This window comes from Arthrobacter sp. MDT1-48-3, assembly GCF_054511015.1.
The window spans coordinates 315,987-334,961 of record NZ_JBTNDL010000004.1; the positions used below are offsets into that span (position 1 = coordinate 315,987).

Below are 18,975 nucleotides of genomic sequence, written 5' to 3' on the forward strand. Positions count from 1 at the left end.
TTCCTGATGAGGTTCTCGTGGGGGTGCGATATTCCGTGCGACGCGGCGGACGCCTGCGGGAGGCGTCAGCCGCCGGCCGCGGAGCGGAGGTCCGCGGGTGTCGCGTCGAGGGCACCGAAGCCGCCGGTGGACCCGAAACCGCCCGTGCCCCGCACGCTGTCGGGCAACTCGTCAACCACGGCGAAAACCGCGTGCTCGACCCGCTGGATGACCAGCTGCGCGATCCGGTCACCGCGGGAAAGCCGCACCGCCTCGGACCGGTCCGTGTTGAGCAGGCAGACCTTGATCTCCCCGCGGTAGCCCGCGTCGATGGTGCCCGGCGCGTTGACGATGGTCAGGCCGTGGCGTGCAGCGAGTCCGGACCGCGGATGGACGAGCCCGGCGTACCCGCGGGGAAGCGCCAGGGCCACTCCCGTGGGGACGAGCGCCCGCGCACCGGGCTCGAGGACGACGTCGACGGCGGTGCGCAGGTCCGCGCCCGCATCGCCGTCGGTGGCGTAGGCGGGCGGCTCGAGGCCGTCGTCGAGCATCAAGATCTGGACCCGGAGGTCCTGCTGTGTACCCATTGACCGCATCTCCCACGCAAGCTATCCGGTTACCAGCGTCCCACTTTAGCGCCTTTGCCGGTGCCCTACCCGACAGGCCCGGGCCACACCGACGGTGGCTCCTCCCGGACGAGGGCGGGGACGTCCCGGCCCCCGTCCGGGAGGGAGGGACCGTGCCCCACCCGCCGCTCCTGCGGCCCGGCCGGGATGAGACCGCCGCCAAATGATGGAATGCTGGTTCCATGTCCAGCGCGCCAGGGGAAGCACCCCGCAACACATCCGACGAGGCCGTCCTGTACGAGGAGCGCCTCTGGCCCTCACCCTGGATCTGGCTGATCGCCGCGGGATTCTCCTCGGCCGTGATCGTGATGTTCGCTCCCATCTCGATGGGATTCGGCTACGGTGCGGCGCTCGTCGTCGCCGTCATCGTGTTCACCCTGCTGATCCTGTCGACACCGCGTATCGCCGTCACCGGGACGACGCTGACCGTCGGGCGCGCGAGCATCGAGCGGAAGTACCTGGGCTCGGTGGAGTGGTTCGGCGGCGACGACGCGACCCACCAGCGGGGCCCGGGCCTGAACGGGCTCGCGTACCTCTGCATCAGGGGGTGGATCTCCCCCGTGGTGCGCATCGAGGTCACGGACCCCGAGGACCGCACACCCTACTGGCTGACCTCGTCCCGCACCCCGGAACGCCTCGTGGCCGCGCTCGCGGCCTGATCCGGCGCCCGCGCCCGGTTGGGACGGGGAACGACGCCGTCGGTCGACGGTGCCACATCTGCTGTGGTTGTGTCAGCCCTCGCAGTCCATGCAGTACAGCTGCCCGCCCCTGTCGAGTGCGATCTGCGACCGGTGACGGACGAGGAAGCACGAGGCGCAGGTGAACTCGTCGGCCTGCGCGGCGAGGATCTGCACGGAGATCTCCTCGCTGGAGAGGTCAGCTCCCGGCAGATCGTAGGAATCCGCCGCTTCGAGTTCGTCATCGTCGACCGGTGCGATCATCTGCGCGGTCTGCCCCGCCGGCCGATGCCTCCCGAGAACGTCCGTGCGGGTGTTCGAGTCGTCGTCGTCGACCGCCGTGCGCGGCGCGTCGTAGTCTGTCGTCATACCTGTCTTCCGCTCCATACTCTCTGGCCAACGCCGGGGTCTGCCCCTCCGGCTCCAACAACGCCGAAAGGCCGGGATTTGTGCCCGCTCCCGGTGTGCCGGCCGCCACGCCTCACCGCGTAGTAGGAAAGGCCGACATTCAATGGCAAAGTTTCACGTAGCAATTATTGTCGGCTGGAGGAATTGATGCAGGAGTTACGCCTGGTGGGTGTCCATGAGGATGGCGAACATCTGCTGTTGAGCGGCGGGGACGGCACGTCCTACCGCCTTCCCATCGACGATGCGCTGCGGGCCGCGAGCGACCGGATCCCGGACGCACCCCTGGCAGCATCACCGGAGGCTCCGGAGGCTCCGGAGCCGGTCCGTCCGAAGCCCGCGAAACCCCCGAAGCCGCCGAAGCCGCCGGTGCATCTGACCCCTCGGGACATCCAGTCGCGTATCCGCTCGGGCGCCACGGCCGAACAGGTCGCCGCCGAATCCGGACTCGATCTCGCGCACGTCGAGCGGTACGAGGGACCGGTGCGTGCCGAGCGCGACTACGTGGCCTATCTGGCCCAGCGGGTGGAGGTCGCCACGCCGCTGCCCAGCCACGACGGCTACCGATCGGCCTTCGGGGACGACCCCGCACTGCTCGGGGACATGGTCGCCTTCCGTGTCCAGAGTTACGGGATCGACCCCGTGTCGCTCGAATGGGACTCCTGGCGCCGTCCGGACGGCTCCTGGCACGTCGAGGCGTCCTTCGACCTGCCGGACGATTCGACGGTGGACCTCGGCGAACAGCCTCCCGCCCAGTGGACGTACAACCCCACGCGCAAGACCGTCGCCAACGCCAACCGCTGGGCGCAGGTGCTCAGCGAACTGGAGCCGCTCGACGGCCCGCTCCCCTCACGCCGGCTCAGCGCCGTGGCGGACCGTGTGTTCGACTTCGAGGCGGAGAAGGAGGACGAGGCTCCGACGCCGGACCAGGACGGTCTGCTCGATGTGCTCCGCTCCCGTCGCGGCCAGCGCCTCGGCGCCGACGAGGAAGGCGACGACGCCCTCGCCGAGCTGCTGACACGCGGGAGCATCCCCGCCGCGCATCCCCGTGACGAGGACGCGGACCAGGAGACGCCGGAGGGCGAGGAGGTCCCCATGCCGGGGCTGGCCCTCGCTCCTCGGTCCGGGGTCGCCGCCGACACGGAGACGGACACCGGTCAGGACGACGGCAGCGACACCGATGACGGCACGGACGAGGAGTCCGCCGACGACGGTCAGGGCGGCGACGTCCTCGGGAGCGCGGCCGCCGATCCCACCCACCACGAGGACGGCACGCCCCGGCTGTACGAGGGCGTCAGCACGGATACGCGCGAGATCAGCATCTTCGCGCGACCGACGCGCAGGCTCCAACCGCCGGCAGCGACGCAGCAGGGGACGGGGTCGCCGGCGGCACGCGCCGGCGGCCGCGGCGCGGCGGCGGCAGCGAAGGGCCCCGACAAGGATCCCGCCGAGCAGACGGTCAAGAATGCGGGCAAGGACCCCATCAAGGATCAGGGCAAGGACGCAGCGGAGGCCACCCCCGAGCGGCGCGTCAAACCGAAACGATCCAGCGTCCCCAGCTGGGACGACATCGTGTTCGGACGCAAGGGCGACTGAAGCGCGCTGCGTGCCTCCGCGCTGTCGGTGGCGGCGCCGTTCTGCGGTGCGCCCGGCTCAGGAGCCGCTGGCACCCGGTTCCGCGTCCTGCAGGGTCGGGGTACCTCCGCTGCGCGGCGGGATCGCCCTCTCCTCGAAGGGCAGCGGCATCTCGTTGGAGACGAGGGACGGCGACGTGCGGGACGTCTGCCGTCGCATGTGGTGCCGACGGCAGAGCGTCTCGTAGCCCACCACCGGCACGCGGACGGACGTGACCGGGTCCGCGGCTGCCCCGGCAGCCGGTGCCGCAGGCGAGTCCTCGTCGCCGGGCTGGTCGACGTCTCCCACCACCATCTGGTCGCCCTCGACCACCATGACGCCGTCGACCGTGCGCGCGTTGTGCGTGGCCCGCTTGCCGCACCAGCACAGGGCCTCGACCTGCAGGACCTGGACGCGGTCCGCGAGCTCGATGAGGCGCTGCGACCCGGGAAACAGCCGTGTCCGGAAATCGGAGGTGATGCCGAAGCTGAACACGTCGATGTCCATCTCGTCCACGATGCGGGCCAGCTGGTCGATCTGGTCGACGGTGTAGAACTGCGCCTCGTCGCAGATGACGTAGTCGATGCGTGCGCCCATGGTCTGCCGCAGCGTCAGTTCGACCCAGAAGTCGGTCTCGGGGAAGACCTCGACCGCCGGTACCTGCAGGCCGAGCCTGCTCGAGATCATGGATTCGCCGGCGCGGTCGTGGGAGCTGAAGAGCAGCCCGCGACGCCCGCGTGCCTTGTGGTTGTGGTCCATCTGGAGCGCGAGCGTCGACTTGCCGCAGTCCATGGTGCCGGAGAAGAACAACAGCTCAGCCACGGCCGGCACCCTTGCCGCTCCCCCGTCGGGAACCGCCGGCGGGGGGTTTGCCCAGGACCAGCAGCGGGATCTCCCGCTCGGCCCGCGTCAGCGAGCCGTGCTGCCCGACGACGTCGAACGCGGCCGGCTGGACGCGCCGCCCGTCGAGGAGGGCGATGCCTTCCCGTGCGAGGACCAGGAGGTCCCCGATACGTGGCAGCACCGTGTCCGAGACCGGTCCGAAGTAGCCTGCGGCCACGGCCTCGTCCCGCGGGAGGATCCACGCCCGGGTACCGAACGCCTCGTGCCAGCGCAGGGCGAGCGAGTCGCGGTCGCGGACGGCGAGATCCTGCTCGAGGTACAGGTGGAGCATGCGCGGCTCGCCCCCTGTGTGGGCCACTCCGTCGACGAGATCGGCGCGCTCGGAGTAGTCGATGCGCTGCGACGGCGGGATGTCCACCATGCCGTGGTCGGCGGTGAGGAGCAGGAGAGTGTCGGGCGGGACCCTCCGGGCCAGGAGCCTGAGCGCGGCGTCCAGGTCCTCCAGGGTCCGCAGCCACTCCGCGGAGTCGACGCCGTACCGGTGTCCGGCCTTGTCGAGGTCGTTGAGGTAGAAGTACATGAGCATGCGCGGGGCGCTCGCCAGCTGCTCGGCCGCCGCGTCGATGCGGGCGTGGATGGTCTGCGCGCCGACGAAGGCGCCGCCCCGCAGGGCCGCCCGCGTCATGGGCGAGTCAGCGAAGCGGGGCTGGCTCACGGTGACGACCGGAAGGTGCTGGGACACGCGCTCGAAGACCGTCGGGTGCGGTTGCCAGGCGAGCGGGTCGACGCCGGCGTCCCAGCGGCCCAGCATGTTGACCACGCGTCCCTGCGCAGGATCGAGGACGTCGTAGCCGACCATGCCGTGCAGGCCGGGTGCGAGGCCCGTACCGAGGCAGGCAAGGGACGCGGCCGTGGTGGACGGGAAAGCCGAGGACAGCGCTCGGGCCGCGTCGAGGCTCTCCCGGAGGTACGGAGCGTGGGCCGCGTACTTCCTGAGCAGCGACAGACCGAGGCCGTCCACCATGACCACGGCGATCCGGCGGGAGGCCGGCAGGGCGAGGGCGTTGCCGAAGCCATCGACGCCCAGGGCCGCGGCCGAACTGGTGAGGACCTCGGCGACGGTGGCGGTCCCGTAGGCGGGCGCGGGCGGGAGGCGCTCCAGGTGCTGGAAGGGCATCAACCGCTACCGCTGGTGATGGGGGCGGTTGAAGCGCCCGCCGAAGCCGGGTTGGCGGCGCGGGGCCACGTCGGATCCGACGTACCCACCCGACGCGGGGCTCGCCGTGTTCACCTTCCTCAGGGCACGGGCGAAGGCCTTGGCGTTCTGCACCGCCTGGGCGCCGTCGGCCTCGGCACTGACACGCAGCACGATGTCCTCCTGCGCCACCGTGCCCGTGAAACCGTGGTCGGCGTCGCACTGCGGGTCGCCGCAGCTCGCGGGGCCGATGTCGAGGCGCTGGCCGCCCGACCAGGCGATCGCGAGCGTCATCTCGCGGACCTGGTCGCTGGGCTTGTAGTCCTGCGGCTGCGCGTAGAGGTAGCTGAGGACCACCGATCGGATCTGGCTCACCGGGACGGATTCGGTGGAGATCTGCGCCATCACCTGCTCGCCCGCGTCGTCGAGCTGCTGGTCGTCCACGTGCGTGATGACCAGCATGTCCTCGGTGAGGACGAGCACCGTGATGTGCCGGTGCACCTCGGTGCGCTCGAAGTGCGTCTCGAGGTGGGCCACGTGGGACAGCGGCTCGCGGCCGTCGAGGGCGTCGTGGACGACGTCGGCCACGAGACGCGGGTAGAAGCCGGCCCGCTCGAGCGATGCATCGAGGTCACGCCGCTGGGCGGAAAGCGATGGGGTCATACCCCCAGTTTCCCCCACCGGGCCGGGTTGTGCCTAACCAGCGGGCGTCAGTCCCGCATGGCGCGGCGGGCGCTGTCCGTGCGCCGCTGGGGGTTCCCGACGTCGATCGCGGCGCTCAGGACCGCAAGGCCCGACGTCGCGACGAGGACCGGATTGAAGTCGAGGCGGGCGATCTCGGGGTGGTTGTCCTTCAGGAGCGCCACGCGGGCCACGAGGTCCTCGAGCGCCGGAACGTCCGCGGCAGGGAGCCCCTGGTAGCCGAAGAGCTTGCGGGAGGCGCGCGGTGCCCGCACGAGATCGGCGAGGTCCCCGGTGCTCAGGGGCGGGACGGCGTGCGCCCAGTCGTCGAGCAGGTTGACGGCGTCACCCGCGAGGCCGAAGGAGACCACGGGCCCCATGAGGGGATCCTCGATGGCGCGGATGCTGCAGGCCTGGCCGGAGGGGGCCATGGACTGCACTTCCATGCCGAAGCTGCCGAAGGGCGCCAGGACGTGCGCCATCTGCGTGATGTTGCGTCGCAGCGATTCGGCGTCGTCGATGTTGAGCCGCACGCCGCCGAGGTCCAGGCGGTGGCGGAGGTGCTCGTCCATGGTCTTGAGGGCAACCGGCCAGCCGAGGCGCTCGGCCGCCTCGACCGCTTCGTCGGCCGAGGCGAACCGCACCGACGGCAGGAGCCGGATCCCGTACGCCTCCATGAGTGCCCCGCACTCCTCGGGGGCGAGCCGGGTCAGCTCGACATCCGTGACGCGCGCCCGGACGCCGGCCAGGACGCGGACGGCCTCGTCGACGTCCACGCCGTCGGGGTCGAGGAACTCGCCGTGGTCCCGCGTGCGCCACAGTGCGTAGCGCACCACGGCGCCCAGGGCGGCCAGGGCGGCGCCGGGACTCGGGAAGCAGGGTATGCCACGCTGCAGGGGTAGGACCGTGTCCGCGGCCTGCGGTTCCGGGGCCGCACCGGCGAGGGGGGCCCGGACCGTTCCGGGGCCGCCCGCCGCCGCCTCCGCCGGGGACCCCGGTGACAGCCGATCGGACGACAGCGCCGCCGTCCTCCGAGGGTCCGTCACCCGGGGATCCGGCGACGGCGCGGAGGCGACGAGGCCGTCGAGTTGGAGGCGTGTGTCCAGGGTGCCGGTGAACGAGGCGATGACGGGCTTGCCGGCCTCCTCGGCGCATTGCTGGAGGCAGGCCGCGATAGTCTCGGCCGGGAGTCCCCGGGCGGGCAGCGTCGTGACCACGGCGGCGTGGACCGCATCATCCCGCAGTGCATCCGCGACCACCGACCTGAGGGCGGGAAGCGCCACGGACTGCCCGGTGTCGAGCTCGAGCCCGGCCTCCAGCCGCGCGACGGTCATGCCCTGCGAGGCCACGCCGTCGGCGACCACCTTGCCGAGGGCCGAGGAGTTGCTGAAGACGGCGACGCCCGGTCCCTGCGGCAGCGGCTGGCTCGCGACGATCTGCGCGATGTCCATCAGCTGCTCCGTCGTCTCGACCCTCATGACGCCGGACTGCCGGAGCATCGAGTCGAGCGCTCCCGGCGGTGCCTGGGTGGTGCGGACCGCGTGTCCCGGCGGCAGCTGCAGGCCCGTGACATCGGACTTCGCCACGATGACGGGCTTGGTGAGGGCGAGGCGGCGGGCGATGCGCGAGAACTTCCTCGGGTTGCCGATCGACTCGAAGTAGAGACCCACGGCGCGCGTGCTCGGATCGTCCTCCCAGAACTGCATGGCATCGTTGCCGGACACGTCGGCCCGGTTGCCGGCGGAGATCACCGAGGACACCCCGAGCCCGCGCCGCCGCGCGCTGGCGTAGAGGAGGACACCGAGGCCGGCGGACTGGCTGAACAGGGAGAGCGCTCCCCGTTCGGGCAGGCCGGGCGCCATCGAGGCGTTCAGCCGGACCGCGGGGTCGGTGTTGACGAGGCCCAGGGATGCCGGCCCCACCACGCGCATGCCGTGCGCCCTGGCCTTGTGCACGAGGGCGCGCTGGCGCGCCAGCCCGTCGCCGCCGTCGTCGGCATAGCCTGCGGTGGCCACGAGGAGTCCCCTGACGCCTGCACGGGCACACTCCTCCACGACGGCGTCCACCTGCTCGTGCGGCACGGCGATGACGGCGAGGTCCACCTGCTCGGGTACCTCCGCGAGGGAGGCGTGGGACATGATGCCGTGCAGTTCGAAGGCCTCGGGGTTGACGGCGTACACCGTGCCCGTGAAGCCACCGTCGATCAGGTGCTCGAGGAGGGCATGGCCCACCGTCCCCCACTCGCGGCTCGCGCCGATCACCGCCACGGACGACGGCGTCAGGAGCTCCGCCATGCTCCTGGCCTCGGCGCGGTGCTCCCTCGACTCCATGACGGCCTGCGACCGGCGGGTGGGATCGATGTCGAAGCCCAGCATCACGACCCCGTCGTCGAAGTGCCGATCGACCTCGTAGCCGGCCTCGGCGAAGACGGTGATCATCTTGCGGTTCTCGGGAAGGACCTCGGCCGAGAACCGGCGGATGCCGTTCTCGCGGGCGGCCGCGGCGAGGTGCTCGAGCAGGATGGAGCCGACCCCGCGTCCCTGGTGGTGGTCCGAGACGTTGAAGGCGACCTCGGCCTCGAGCGGATCGTCGAGGCGGTCGTAGCGGCCGATGCCGATGATGTCCGTGCCGCGCGTGATGACGAAGGCCACGCGGTCCCGGTGGTCCACCTCCGTGAAGCGCTTGAGCTCCTTCGCGCTGAGCGTGGCCTTGTACGTGAAGAAGCGGAGGTAGATCGAATTCTGCGACTGGCGCACGTGGAAGGCCTGCACCGCGTCCGCGTCGAGGGGCGAGATGGGCCGCAGGTGCGCCGTCCCGCCGTCGCGCAGGACGACATCAGCCTCCCAATATTCCGGGTATTGTCCGTCCGCCACCATAGACTCAGGGTAGTCGGCATCCCCTCGACCGTGGGTCGGTCCGCTGCCGGAACCGCCCGCGGACCGCGGATGCCCGCCGACCACCCGATCTGCCCACCCGAGTTGTTGAGGAACCGCACCGCACATGGCCAGGCGCCAGAACTCCGCACCGCCGGAGGATTTCACCGAGAAGATCATCGACATCGATGTCGAGACCGAGATGGAGGAGTCCTTCCTGGAGTACGCGTACTCCGTGATCTACTCGCGCGCCCTGCCGGATGCGCGCGACGGCCTCAAGCCCGTCCAGCGGCGCATCCTGTACATGATGACGGACATGGGCCTGCGCCCCGACCGCGGGCACGTGAAGTCCGCACGCGTGGTCGGTGAGGTCATGGGCAAGCTGCACCCGCACGGTGACAGCGCCATCTACGACGCCATGGTGCGCATGGCGCAGGACTTCTCGCTGAGGCTGCCCCTCATCGACGGCCACGGCAACTTCGGGTCGCTCGACGACGGTCCGGCGGCCGCCCGGTACACGGAGGCGCGCCTTGCGGCGGCCGCCCTGGCGCTGACCGACCACCTCGACGAGGACGTCGTCGACTTCGTCCCCAACTACGACAACCAGCTCACGCAGCCGGAGGTCCTCCCCGCGGCGTTCCCCAACCTGCTCGTCAACGGTGCCAGCGGGATCGCCGTCGGCATGGCGACGAACATGCCGCCGCACAACCTCGGCGAGGTGGTCGCTGCGGCACGCCATCTCATCGCGAACCCGGATGCCTCGCTCGAGGACGTGATGCGCTTCGTCCCCGGGCCCGACCTCCCGAGCGGTGGCAGGATCGTGGGGCTCGACGGCGTACGCGACGCCTACGCGACGGGCCGCGGGTCCTTCAAGACCCGCGCGAAGGTCACCGTGGAGCAGCTCTCGGCGCGGCGCACGGGCCTCGTGGTCACCGAGCTCCCCTACACCGTGGGCCCCGAGAAGGTGATCGAGCGGATCAAGGACGCGGTCACGTCGAAGAAGCTGCAGGGCATCTCGGACATCGTGGACCTCACCGATCGCACGCACGGCCTGCGCCTCGTGATCGAGCTCAAGAACGGCTTCAACCCGAACGCCGTCCTCGCGCAGCTGTACCGCTTCACGCCGATGGAGGACTCGTTCGGCATCAACAACGTGGCCCTCGTCGACGGTCAGCCCCGCACCCTCGGGCTCGTGGAGCTGCTCCGGGTGTACATCGCCCACCGCATCCTGGTGGTGCGCCGTCGCACCTCCTACCGGCTGCAGCGCAAGCGCGACCGCCTGCACCTCGTGGAGGGGCTGCTCATCGCGATCGTCGACATCGACGAGGTGATCCAGATCATCCGGTCCTCGGACGAGGCGTCCGCGGCGCGCGAGCGCCTGATGTCCATCTACGACCTGTCCGAGACGCAGGCGAACTACATCCTGGAGCTCCGGCTGCGGCAGCTGACCCGGTACTCGCGGATCGAGCTGGAGAAGGAACAGGACCAGCTCCGCCGCGAGATCGCCGAACTCGAGGCGATCCTCGGCTCCGAGGAGCGCCTGAGGACCCTCGTCTCCGACGAACTCGCCGGACTCTCCGACCAGTTCGCCACGCCGCGGCGCACGGTGCTCCTCGAGTCGGAGGCCTCGGCGCCGCTCAAGGGGACCCTGCCCGCCGCTCCTGCCGGCAAGGGCGCCAAGGCGGTCCTCCCGCTGGAGATCGCCGACGACCCCTGCTGGGTCCTCCTGTCGGCCTCGGGGCAGCTCGCCCGCACGTCCGACCGCCAGCCGCTCGGTGACGGCCAGCGCATCAAGCACGACGCCTTCCGGTCCGTGCTGCCCTCGACGGCCCGGGGCGAGGTGGGAGCCGTGACGTCCGGGGGACGCATGATCCGCCTCCAGGTGATGGACATGCCGGCCCTGCCGCCCACCGCCGGCGTGCCGAACCTGGCGGGCGGAGTGCCGTCGTCGGAGTTCATCACGCTCGAGCGCGGCGAGTCCCTCGTGGGACTGGCACCGCTGAGCGGCGTCGTCGCCCTGGGTACCGCGCAGGGCGTGGTGAAACGCGTGCAGCCCGACTACCCGCTGAACCGTGACGACTGGGAGGTCATCTCCCTCAAGCCGAAGGACAGGGTCGTCGGTGTCGCGACGGCCGGCGACGAGGACGACCTCGTGTTCATCACCCGCCTCGCACAGTTGCTGCGTTTCCCGGCGTCGGCGGTACGGCCGCAGGGCCGGACGGCCGGCGGCATGGCGGGCATCAAGCTCGCGGCCGGGGACGCCGTCCTGCACTTCGGCGCGATCGCCCGGGGTGACGAGCAGGGCGTGGTGGTCACGGTCTCCGCCGCGGACGACGCGCTGCCCGGCACGACGGCCGGTTCGGCGAAGGTCACCGAGTTCTCCGAGTACCCCCCGAAGGGCCGGGCGACGGCGGGGGTCAGGGCCCACCGTTTCCTCCGCGGCGAGGAAGCCCTGTCGCTGGCGTGGGCGGGCCATGGGCCCGCGCGCGCGGCGTCCGCGAACGGTGTGGCCCGGGCGCTGCCCACCGAACACGGGCGGCGCGACGGTTCGGGCGTCCCCCTCACCCAGCAGATCGACGCCGTCGGGCCGAGCCTGCTCGGTCTCATCGAGGCGTCCCGCCCCGTCGCTCCCGTCGCCGGCGTGCGCCTGGTGGACGGGTCGGCGCCGGATCCTGTCGTGCACGGAGGACCGGCGGCCGGAGCGGACGACGAGGGACAGGGCACCCTGCTCTAGCCGGTGGGTGCCCGCGGCGTGCCTCAGCCGGTGGGTGCCCGCGGCGTGCCTCAGCCGGTGCGGGCGGGAAGCGGGAGGTCGAACACGATCGAGCGCTGCGTCGGCACGTAGCCCATGCGTTCGTAGAGGCCCAGCGCACCGGACGGATTCTCGGTGTCCACGCCGAGCCCGGCGTTGTCGATGCCCGCCGCACGGTACCGCCGCATCGCCTCCGCGAGCAGAGCCGGAGCGAGACCGCGTCCGCGCCACGTCCTGCGGACGCCCAGCAGGTCCGTGTAGCCCTCCGTGTGGCCGAGCAGCTCCTTCGAGTCGGGGTCGTAGCTGGCGAGCTGGTATGCCGCCACCTCGCCCCTCGCAGGGTCGAGCAGTGCCAGGCTCCAGTCGGCGCGGAACTCGGGGTGGGTGACCGTGAACTGCCAGGATTCCTGGTCGCGGGGTTCGCTGCCCCAGTGGTCCTGGAAGGCGTCGTTGTGGGCGAGGCGGACGAGTTCGCTGATGTTCCTGTCGGATCCCTCGGCGAAACTGACGAGTTCCAGCTCCGGAGGGATCGGCAGGTCCGGGATCGGCTGGTCCAGCGGCCTCGTCATCTCGGTGAAGTACCGGACGATACTGCTCCCGCTCGCCCGCAGCAGCGCAAGGTGCGAGGGGTTGCGTTCCTCGACGTAGTTCCGGAAGATCCCCTCCTCCTGTCCGGTCTCCAGCAGGCGCATCCCGGCCCGCCACGCCTGCCAGGCGAAGACGGCACGGCCGATCCCGCGCCCGCGCCACGCGGGGTCCACGCCGCCCGCGCCGTGCACCAGGGAGGAGCCGGTATTCATGGAGAGGCGTCCGAACGCGCGCGGCACGCCGTCCCCGTCGAAGCCGGCGATCGTGTCACGACGCGAATCGTTCTTCGACGCCCGCAGCGCCTGCTCGAGGTCGGCGCGTTGCTCCACCCAGTCCGGCTGGTCCTCCTCCGCGATGCGCCTGACCAGCTCGAGCCAGGGGTCGATGTCGGCGTAGGCGAGTGGTCGCCACTGCAGCAGGGCGGGGAGGTCCGGAGCCTCGGCGTCCCGGGCGCGCGTGGTACGGGCATCCGGGGTGTCTGCGGTACTCATGACCCCAGCGTATTGCAGGGCGGGGACGCGCGCCCGGCAGGCGCGGCGCCTAGCCCCGCTCGGCGCCCGTGCGGGCGCCCAGCGCCATGACCCCGTCGCAGAGCGCCGCTTCGTCCCGATCGTGCGTGACGAGGAGGACGGCCGTGTCCGGGAGCCCGCGCCGCAGGTCCGCGAGCAGCGAGCGGGCACCCTCGGCGTCGAGGTGCGCCGTGGGCTCGTCCAGGAGGACGACGCCGGAGCGGGTCAGCAGGGCGCGGGCGACGGCGAGCCGCTGCCGCTGGCCGCCCGAGAGCCGGGATCCGCCGGGACCCACCGGAGCGTCGAGACCCTTCTCGAGGCCGGCGACCAGCCCGGCGAGCCCCACGGCCTGCAGTGCCGCCTTCAGCTCCGCCGGGGTGGCGGGGTCGTCGGGAGTGCGTGCGAGCTGCAGGTTCGCGCGCAGGCTCGAGTTGAACAGATGGCTCTCCTGCGGGCACCAGGCGATGCGCGGCACCTCGCCCGCCGTCACCGGCCGGCCGTCCACCAGCAGCCTGCCGTCCTCGAGGGGCAGGAAACCCAGGAGGGCTCCGATGACGGTCGACTTGCCGCTGCCGGAGGGTCCGGTGAGCCCTGTCCAGCGTCCCGGACGGAGGTCGAGATCGACATCCTGCACCACGGGATGTCCGGGCTCGTAGCCGATGGCTGCCCGGTCCAGGGCCACCGTCCGCACCGGCAGGCCGGCCCCGGGGCCCCGATGGCCCTCCGCGCCCGTGGTGGATGCACTGAGCGAGGGCTGGATGCGCCGTGTGACGGCCGCCAGCGGACCCCAGTGCTGCACCGCCGAGCTCCCGGCGACGAACGGCTCCACCAGGGCGAGTTGCATGAGGACCAGGACGGCGGTGAGGTCGGCGGGCAGGCCGGTGGCCGTCGTGAGGATGCCGAGGGACGCGGCGCAGCAGGCCGCCACGATCACCGCCGTCGAGGTCCCGGCCGCCGCCGCCGACCGACGGGCGGCTGCTGCGGCGCGGCGGTCGAGTCGCCGGGTGGAGCCCAGCGCCGCGTGGTGCGCGCCGTTCACCCGCAGGTCCGGCGCTGCCCTCAGCAGGCCGGTGACGCGCTGGAGCGCGTCGGCGCGGACCTGCACGGCGGCTGCTCCGGCGGCCCGCTCCCGGACCACGGCGATCAGCGGGGCGACGACGAGGGCGGCGCCGACGGACAGGGCCTGCCAGCCGAGGGACGCGGGATGCAGCGCGGCGGTGGCGGCCAGCGCGGCGACCCCCGTGAGGACCGCGGTCGCGAAGGGCAGCAGGGCACGCGAGGACAGGTCCCGCAGTTCGTCGATGTCACCGACGAGACGTTCGATCCCGCCCGAGCCGCGGGCGAGCAGCCGCCAGGCGCGGCCCGCCCCGAGGAGCCCGGTCCACAGGCGCAGCCGGGTCTCGTCGGCGCGGTGGAAGACGGCACGGTGCAGCCAGAGGCGCTCCTCGTAGCGCAGGAGGGAGCGCCCGATGCCGAAGAACCGGACGCCGACGATCGCGGTGAGGAGATGGAGGATGGGCGGCTGCTCGGCGGCGCGGACGATCAGCCAGCCGCTGAGCGCCGTCAGTGCGACGGCGAAGACCGAGGCGCCGAGCCCCAGCCCCGCGGCCGCCAGGAACCGGCGGTCCCACGGCCGGACCAGGACCAGCACGTCGCGCGCGCCGGCAAACCACGACGTGCCGGGACCGGCGGCGCGAACGCCCGGGAGGACGTCCGGTCCCGGGGCCTGCGGCCTGTCCGTACCAGGCGTGCCGGCCGGTGCCGGACGGGCGGCTCCGAGGGTCGCATCCCGCCGTCCCCCCACGCCGAGCCGCACCTCGGCCGATGCGATGGCGGCCGTCTCGTCGTCGTGCGCGATCAGGAGGACGGCCAGCCCTGGCCGGCGCCCCTCGATGGCGGTGCGGATGGCACGCGATGCTGCGGGATCCACGTGCGCCGTGGGCTCGTCGAGCAGCAGGAGCCGGACCGACGGATCCTGCGCCCGCAGCAGCGCGCGTGCGACGGCGACCCGCCGCAGTTCACCGGGGCTCAGCTCCCCCGTGTGCCGCCCAGCGAGGTCCGCGGCGCCGACGGCGGCGAGCCCGGTCCCGATGGCGGGGTCGTCCTCGGACAACCCGGCGTACAGCGCGAGTTCGGCGCGGACCGTGTCCATCACGAGTTCGGGATGCTGCGGGACCCAGGCGATGCCGCCGTCCACCGGCCCTGCGATGCTCCCCTGCAGCCGGAGCCCGGCCGGTGCCGCCGCTCCCCCGGCCAGCGCCCGCATCAGGGTGGACTTGCCCGAGCCGCTCGGGCCCCGCAGCGCCGTGATGGAGCCCGATCCGAGGACGAACGACACGTCCTCGAAGACCGGCTCCCGGACGCCGTCGTACCCGGCCGTCAGCCGATCGACGCGGAGGAGGACTCCGGTCTCCTCCCGCACTGCGGGAGCGGAGGCGGACGACAGCCCGGAACGGGAGGGAGCCACCGGGGCGTCGACGACCGCCCGGACCCGGGCTCCGGCCTCCTCGCCGTCCTCGCTGGCGTGGTGGGCCGCACCGACGTCGCGCAGGGGTCCGTAGCACTCGGGCGCGAGGATCAGCGCGATGAGGGCCGTCTCCAGGCCGAGGTCCCCGTGGATGAGGCGCACACCGGCGAAGACCGCGACGACGGCGACGGAGATCGTGCTGATGAGCTCGAGCGCGAGGGACGAGAGGAAGACCGTGCGCAGCGTGGTCATGGTGCGGGACGTGTAGGTGCCGGCGATGTCGCGCAGGGCACGCGTCTGCTCGGCGGCACGCCCCAGGCCCACGAGGACGGGCAGGCCCCTGGCGAGTTCGAGGAGGTGGTCGGACAGTCGCCCCAGCGCGTCCGCGGCCTGCCGCGTCCGCTCCTGGGTGTGGAGGCCGATGAGTGCCATGAAGACGGGCACGAGCGGGACGGTGAGGACGATGATGAGGGCGCTCACCCAGTCGGCGGCGAGGATCCGTGCGCCGACGATCAGCGGCACCACGGCGCAGGTGATGAGCGCGGGGAGGTACTGCGCGTAGTACTTGTCCAGGCCGTCGAGTCCGCGGGTGAGCAGTACCGCGAGGGAGCCCTGCCCGCTGCCGGCAGGAGCGGCCTGCGTGGTGCCGCCGTCGTCCAGCACGCGCACCAGGGCGGCCTCGCGCAGGCGCTCGCGCACGCCGAGGGCGAGGCGGGCTGCCGTGGCGTCCTGGCCCCACGCCGCGATCGTACGCAGCGCGGCACCGAGGACGCCCTGCAGCAGGACGGCCCGGACGTCCGGCGACCCGCTCGCGACGGACGCGATGCCGAGCGCGAGGGCCTGGGCCATGAGGACCAGCCCTGCGGCCCGGGTGGCGGCGAGGACGCCGAGAAGGTAGACGGCCGACGTCGAACCGGCCGCCCCCGCCGGCCCGCCGGACCTGAGCACGGCCATCGGGGACGGGCGGCGGGGTGCCTGCCCGTCCCCGCCCGCGCCGGTCCCCGCGGCGGCCGGTGGGGTGCTGTACGGCCGCATGGCCGTCCTGGTGGCTCCACTCACAGGGCTGTCACCGCGTGGGCGGCCGGGATGCTCGCCTCCGACACGCGCCGCCGGAAGACCCAGTACGTCCAGGCCTGGTAGGCGAGGACGAGCGGTACGCCGAAGCAGGCCACCACGCTCATCAGTCCCAGCGTGTAGGGCGAGGACGAGGCATTCTGCACCGTGAGGTCGAACGCGGGGTCGAGGGTGGAGGGCAGGACGACGGGGAAGACCGCGCCGAAGATCGATCCCACGAGGGCCAGCATCCCGCCGCCGAGCGCCGCGAACGCCCGCCCGTCCCGACCTCCCACGGCGGAGCGGTACGACGCGGTGAGGCACGCCACCGCGAGCACGACGGCGAGCCAGGTGACCACCGAGCCGGTGCGCACCTGCACGAGGACCGTCCAGCCCAGGAACGGGATCAGCGCGAACGGCAGGAGGCGGCGGAACAGGCGATCGGCCTGGCCCCGCACGCCCCCCTCGGTCTTGAGCGCCACGAACGCCGCGGCGTGCACGAGGCAGAACAGGACGACGGCGGCCGCGCCGAGGAGCGCCGGCGGGGTGGCCCACGCGAAAGCGCCTCCCACGCGGTCACCGTTCGCATCGAGCGGCAGTCCCGTCGTCGTCAACGCGAGCGCGGCACCGATGCCCGCCGCAGCGGTGAAGGAGCCGACGGCGATGGCCCAGTCCCAGCGGTTGCGCCAGGAGTCGCTGTCCTGCTTGCCGCGCCACTCGAAGGCGACCGCACGGAAGATCAGGCCGAGCAGCACCAGCAGGAACGGCAGGTAGAGCGCCGACAGCAGCGAGGCGTACCAGTGCGGGAAGGCAGCGAAGGTCGCACCGATGGCGGTGACGAGCCACACCTCGTTGCCGTCCCAGACGGGGCCGACGGTGTTGAGCAGGACGCGCCGCTGGGTGTCGTTGCGGGCCAGGAGCTTCATGAGCATCCCCACCCCGAGGTCGAATCCCTCGAGGAAGAGGTAGCCGGCCCAGAGCACGGCGATCAGCACGAACCAGAGGGTGGGCAGTGCCTCGGTCATCGGGGAGCCTTCCATGGGTCAGGGTGGTTCGTCGTCGCGGGGGTGATGTCGACGCCGGTGGCGGAGCTGGTGGAGGGGGTGTCAGTAGGCGAAGGCCAGGACATCGCCGTCGTCCTTCCTGCCGCCGTGCGGGCGTGCCGCGTCCTCGTCCTCGGCGGCGTGTGCGAGCTCCGGCATGGCGGACGCGGTTCCGCCGCGGACGTAGGTGACGAGCAGCCGCACCTCGACCACGAGGAGGACCGCGTACACCGAGGTGAGCACCACGAGGGAGGCGATCAGCTCGGCCAGGGAGACACCGGGTGAGACGGCGGCGGCGGTGAACATGAACACGCTGTCGATCCCCGACGGGTCCGGGTTGGGCGCGACGACGAAGGGCTGCCGTCCCATCTCGGTGAAGATCCAGCCGGCCGAGTTGGCCCCGAAGGGCGCGAGGATACCGAACACGGCGAGCCTCATGAGCCAGCGGGACTCCGGGACGGTTCCCCTGCGCAGGACCCAGAGGGCCGCGGCGGCGGCCGCCGCGGCGATCGCGCCGAAGCCGATCATGATGCGGAAGCCCCAGTAGGTGACCTCCATGACCGGCAGGTAGTCGATCTCGGTGCCGGCGCGCTCGCCGTACATGGGGTCGTCGGGCAGGGTGGTGCCGTACTTCTCCTGGTACTCGGGCAGCAGGGTGTTGACGCCCTTGACCTCGGTGGTGAAGTCGCCGTTGGCGAGGAAGGACAGCACACCGGGGACCTCGATCACCGCCGTGATGTCGTCGCAGCTCTGCGCCCCGAGGTTGCCGACGGACAGGATCGAGAAGCCCGTGCCGTCATGGCACGCTGCTTCGGCGGCGGCCATCTTCATGGGCTGCTGGTCGAACATGAGCTTGCCCTGCAGGTCACCGGTGATCCCGGTGCCGGCGAACGCGATCATCGCGACGACGGCGCCGGCCCGGGCCGAGCGGAGCCATACGGCGTGGTCGACGGCGTCCCGGGCGCCGCGCGGGTTCCCGACGACGAGGCTGCCGTCCGGCCCGAGGCTGTCCAGGCCGTCGCGGCGCCGCTTCCACAGGTGGTACCAGCTGATGCCGAGGAGGAAGGCCCCGGCGACGGCGAGGGCACCGAAGACGGTGTGCGGGAAGGCGACGAGGGCCGTGTTGTTCGTGACGACCGCCCAGGCGTCCACCATGACCGGCCGGCCGTCGACCATCTCGACACCCACGGGGTGCTGCATCCAGGAGTTCGCCACGAGGATGAAGTACGCGGAGAACACCGAGGCCAGGACGGCGGCCCACAGGCTCAGGAGGTGGATGAGGCGAGGGAGGCGTCCCCACCCGAAGATCCAGAGGCCGAGAAAGGTGGACTCGACGAAGAAGGCGAGGAGCGCCTCCATGGCCAGCGGCGCTCCGAAGACGTCGCCCACGAAGCGGCTGTACTCGCTCCAGGCCATGCCGAACTGGAACTCCTGCACCAGCCCGGTCGCCACGCCCATGATGAAGTTGATGAGGAAGAGCTTCCCCCAGAACTTCGTCATGCGGAGGTAGTGGTCCTTGCCGGTGCGGTGCCACAGGGTCTGCATGCCGGCGACCAGCAGCCCCAGCCCGATGGTGAGGGGGACCATGAGGAAGTGGTAGACAGTGGTGATCCCGAATTGCCACCTGGCAATTTCCAAGGCTTCCATGGGGCCCTTTCAGCAGCGCCTGG

The 18,975-nt window shown here is 72.0% G+C and carries 13 protein-coding genes; 3 read left to right on the forward strand and 10 right to left on the reverse strand.

Translation table 11 applies throughout. From position 1 onward, the window contains the following. Positions 1–65 precede the first annotated feature (65 nt). Positions 66–575, reverse strand: coding sequence for a dUTP diphosphatase (gene dut, locus ACX80L_RS11445; protein WP_133081708.1), 510 nt, complete (start codon positions 573–575; stop codon positions 66–68). Between the two features lie 212 nt (positions 576–787). Between dut and ACX80L_RS11450 the strand changes: the two genes are divergently transcribed. Further along, positions 788–1,264 (forward strand): DUF3093 domain-containing protein, encoded by a 477-nt coding sequence (locus ACX80L_RS11450; RefSeq protein ID WP_133081707.1) that lies wholly within the window; start codon positions 788–790, stop codon positions 1,262–1,264. A 72-nt stretch (positions 1,265–1,336) separates the two neighbouring features. Here ACX80L_RS11450 and ACX80L_RS11455 read toward each other — a convergent pair whose 3' ends face one another. Beyond that, on the reverse strand, positions 1,337–1,651 hold the full coding sequence (locus tag ACX80L_RS11455) for a DUF4193 domain-containing protein (RefSeq protein ID WP_459289770.1): 315 nt from the start codon (positions 1,649–1,651) through the stop codon (positions 1,337–1,339). Between the two features lie 186 nt (positions 1,652–1,837). Between ACX80L_RS11455 and sepH the strand changes: the two genes are divergently transcribed. Beyond that, a complete protein-coding gene (sepH, locus tag ACX80L_RS11460) occupies positions 1,838–3,283 on the forward strand; it encodes a septation protein SepH (protein ID WP_459289772.1) in 1,446 nt (481 codons plus the stop codon). Between the two features lie 57 nt (positions 3,284–3,340). Here the strand turns inward: sepH and ACX80L_RS11465 are convergent, their stop codons facing one another. From ACX80L_RS11465 to ACX80L_RS11480, 4 genes are read right to left on the reverse strand one after another with little or no spacing between them, the layout of a single operon-like run. Continuing rightward, positions 3,341–4,123 (reverse strand): thymidine kinase, encoded by a 783-nt coding sequence (locus ACX80L_RS11465; protein WP_459289774.1) that lies wholly within the window; start codon positions 4,121–4,123, stop codon positions 3,341–3,343. Continuing rightward, positions 4,116–5,321, reverse strand: a complete 1,206-nt coding sequence (locus ACX80L_RS11470; protein WP_459289776.1) for an alkaline phosphatase family protein — start codon at positions 5,319–5,321, stop codon at positions 4,116–4,118. The genes ACX80L_RS11465 and ACX80L_RS11470 overlap by 8 nt, the downstream gene beginning before the upstream one ends. A gap of 6 nt (positions 5,322–5,327) precedes the next feature. Continuing rightward, positions 5,328–6,002, reverse strand: a complete 675-nt coding sequence (locus ACX80L_RS11475; protein ID WP_133081702.1) for a DUF5998 family protein — start codon at positions 6,000–6,002, stop codon at positions 5,328–5,330. A 47-nt stretch (positions 6,003–6,049) separates the two neighbouring features. Further along, on the reverse strand, positions 6,050–8,896 hold the full coding sequence (locus tag ACX80L_RS11480) for a bifunctional acetate--CoA ligase family protein/GNAT family N-acetyltransferase (RefSeq protein WP_459289778.1): 2,847 nt from the start codon (positions 8,894–8,896) through the stop codon (positions 6,050–6,052). 124 nt (positions 8,897–9,020) lie between these two features. Here ACX80L_RS11480 and ACX80L_RS11485 point away from each other — a divergent pair, with 124 nt between their 5' ends. Then, on the forward strand, positions 9,021–11,627 hold the full coding sequence (locus tag ACX80L_RS11485) for a DNA gyrase/topoisomerase IV subunit A (protein WP_459289780.1): 2,607 nt from the start codon (positions 9,021–9,023) through the stop codon (positions 11,625–11,627). 50 nt (positions 11,628–11,677) lie between these two features. Here ACX80L_RS11485 and ACX80L_RS11490 read toward each other — a convergent pair whose 3' ends face one another. The 4 genes from ACX80L_RS11490 to ACX80L_RS11505 all read right to left on the reverse strand — a co-directional run bounded on the left by ACX80L_RS11490 (position 11,678) and on the right by ACX80L_RS11505 (position 18,952). Beyond that, a complete protein-coding gene (locus ACX80L_RS11490) occupies positions 11,678–12,724 on the reverse strand; it encodes a GNAT family N-acetyltransferase (RefSeq protein WP_208740220.1) in 1,047 nt (348 codons plus the stop codon). A gap of 49 nt (positions 12,725–12,773) precedes the next feature. Then, the gene (cydC, locus tag ACX80L_RS11495; protein WP_459289783.1) at positions 12,774–16,244 is read right to left on the reverse strand and encodes a thiol reductant ABC exporter subunit CydC; all 3,471 of its coding nucleotides are present in this window, start codon (positions 16,242–16,244) and stop codon (positions 12,774–12,776) included. Positions 16,245–16,264: 20 nt separating this feature from the next. Then, entirely contained in the window at positions 16,265–17,287 is a 1,023-nt protein-coding gene (gene cydB / locus ACX80L_RS11500; protein ID WP_208740955.1) for a cytochrome d ubiquinol oxidase subunit II, read from the reverse strand. A gap of 81 nt (positions 17,288–17,368) precedes the next feature. Then, positions 17,369–18,952: a cytochrome ubiquinol oxidase subunit I gene (locus ACX80L_RS11505; protein ID WP_459289785.1), complete on the reverse strand. Its 1,584-nt coding sequence runs from the start codon at positions 18,950–18,952 to the stop codon at positions 17,369–17,371. Positions 18,953–18,975: the final 23 nt, after the last annotated feature.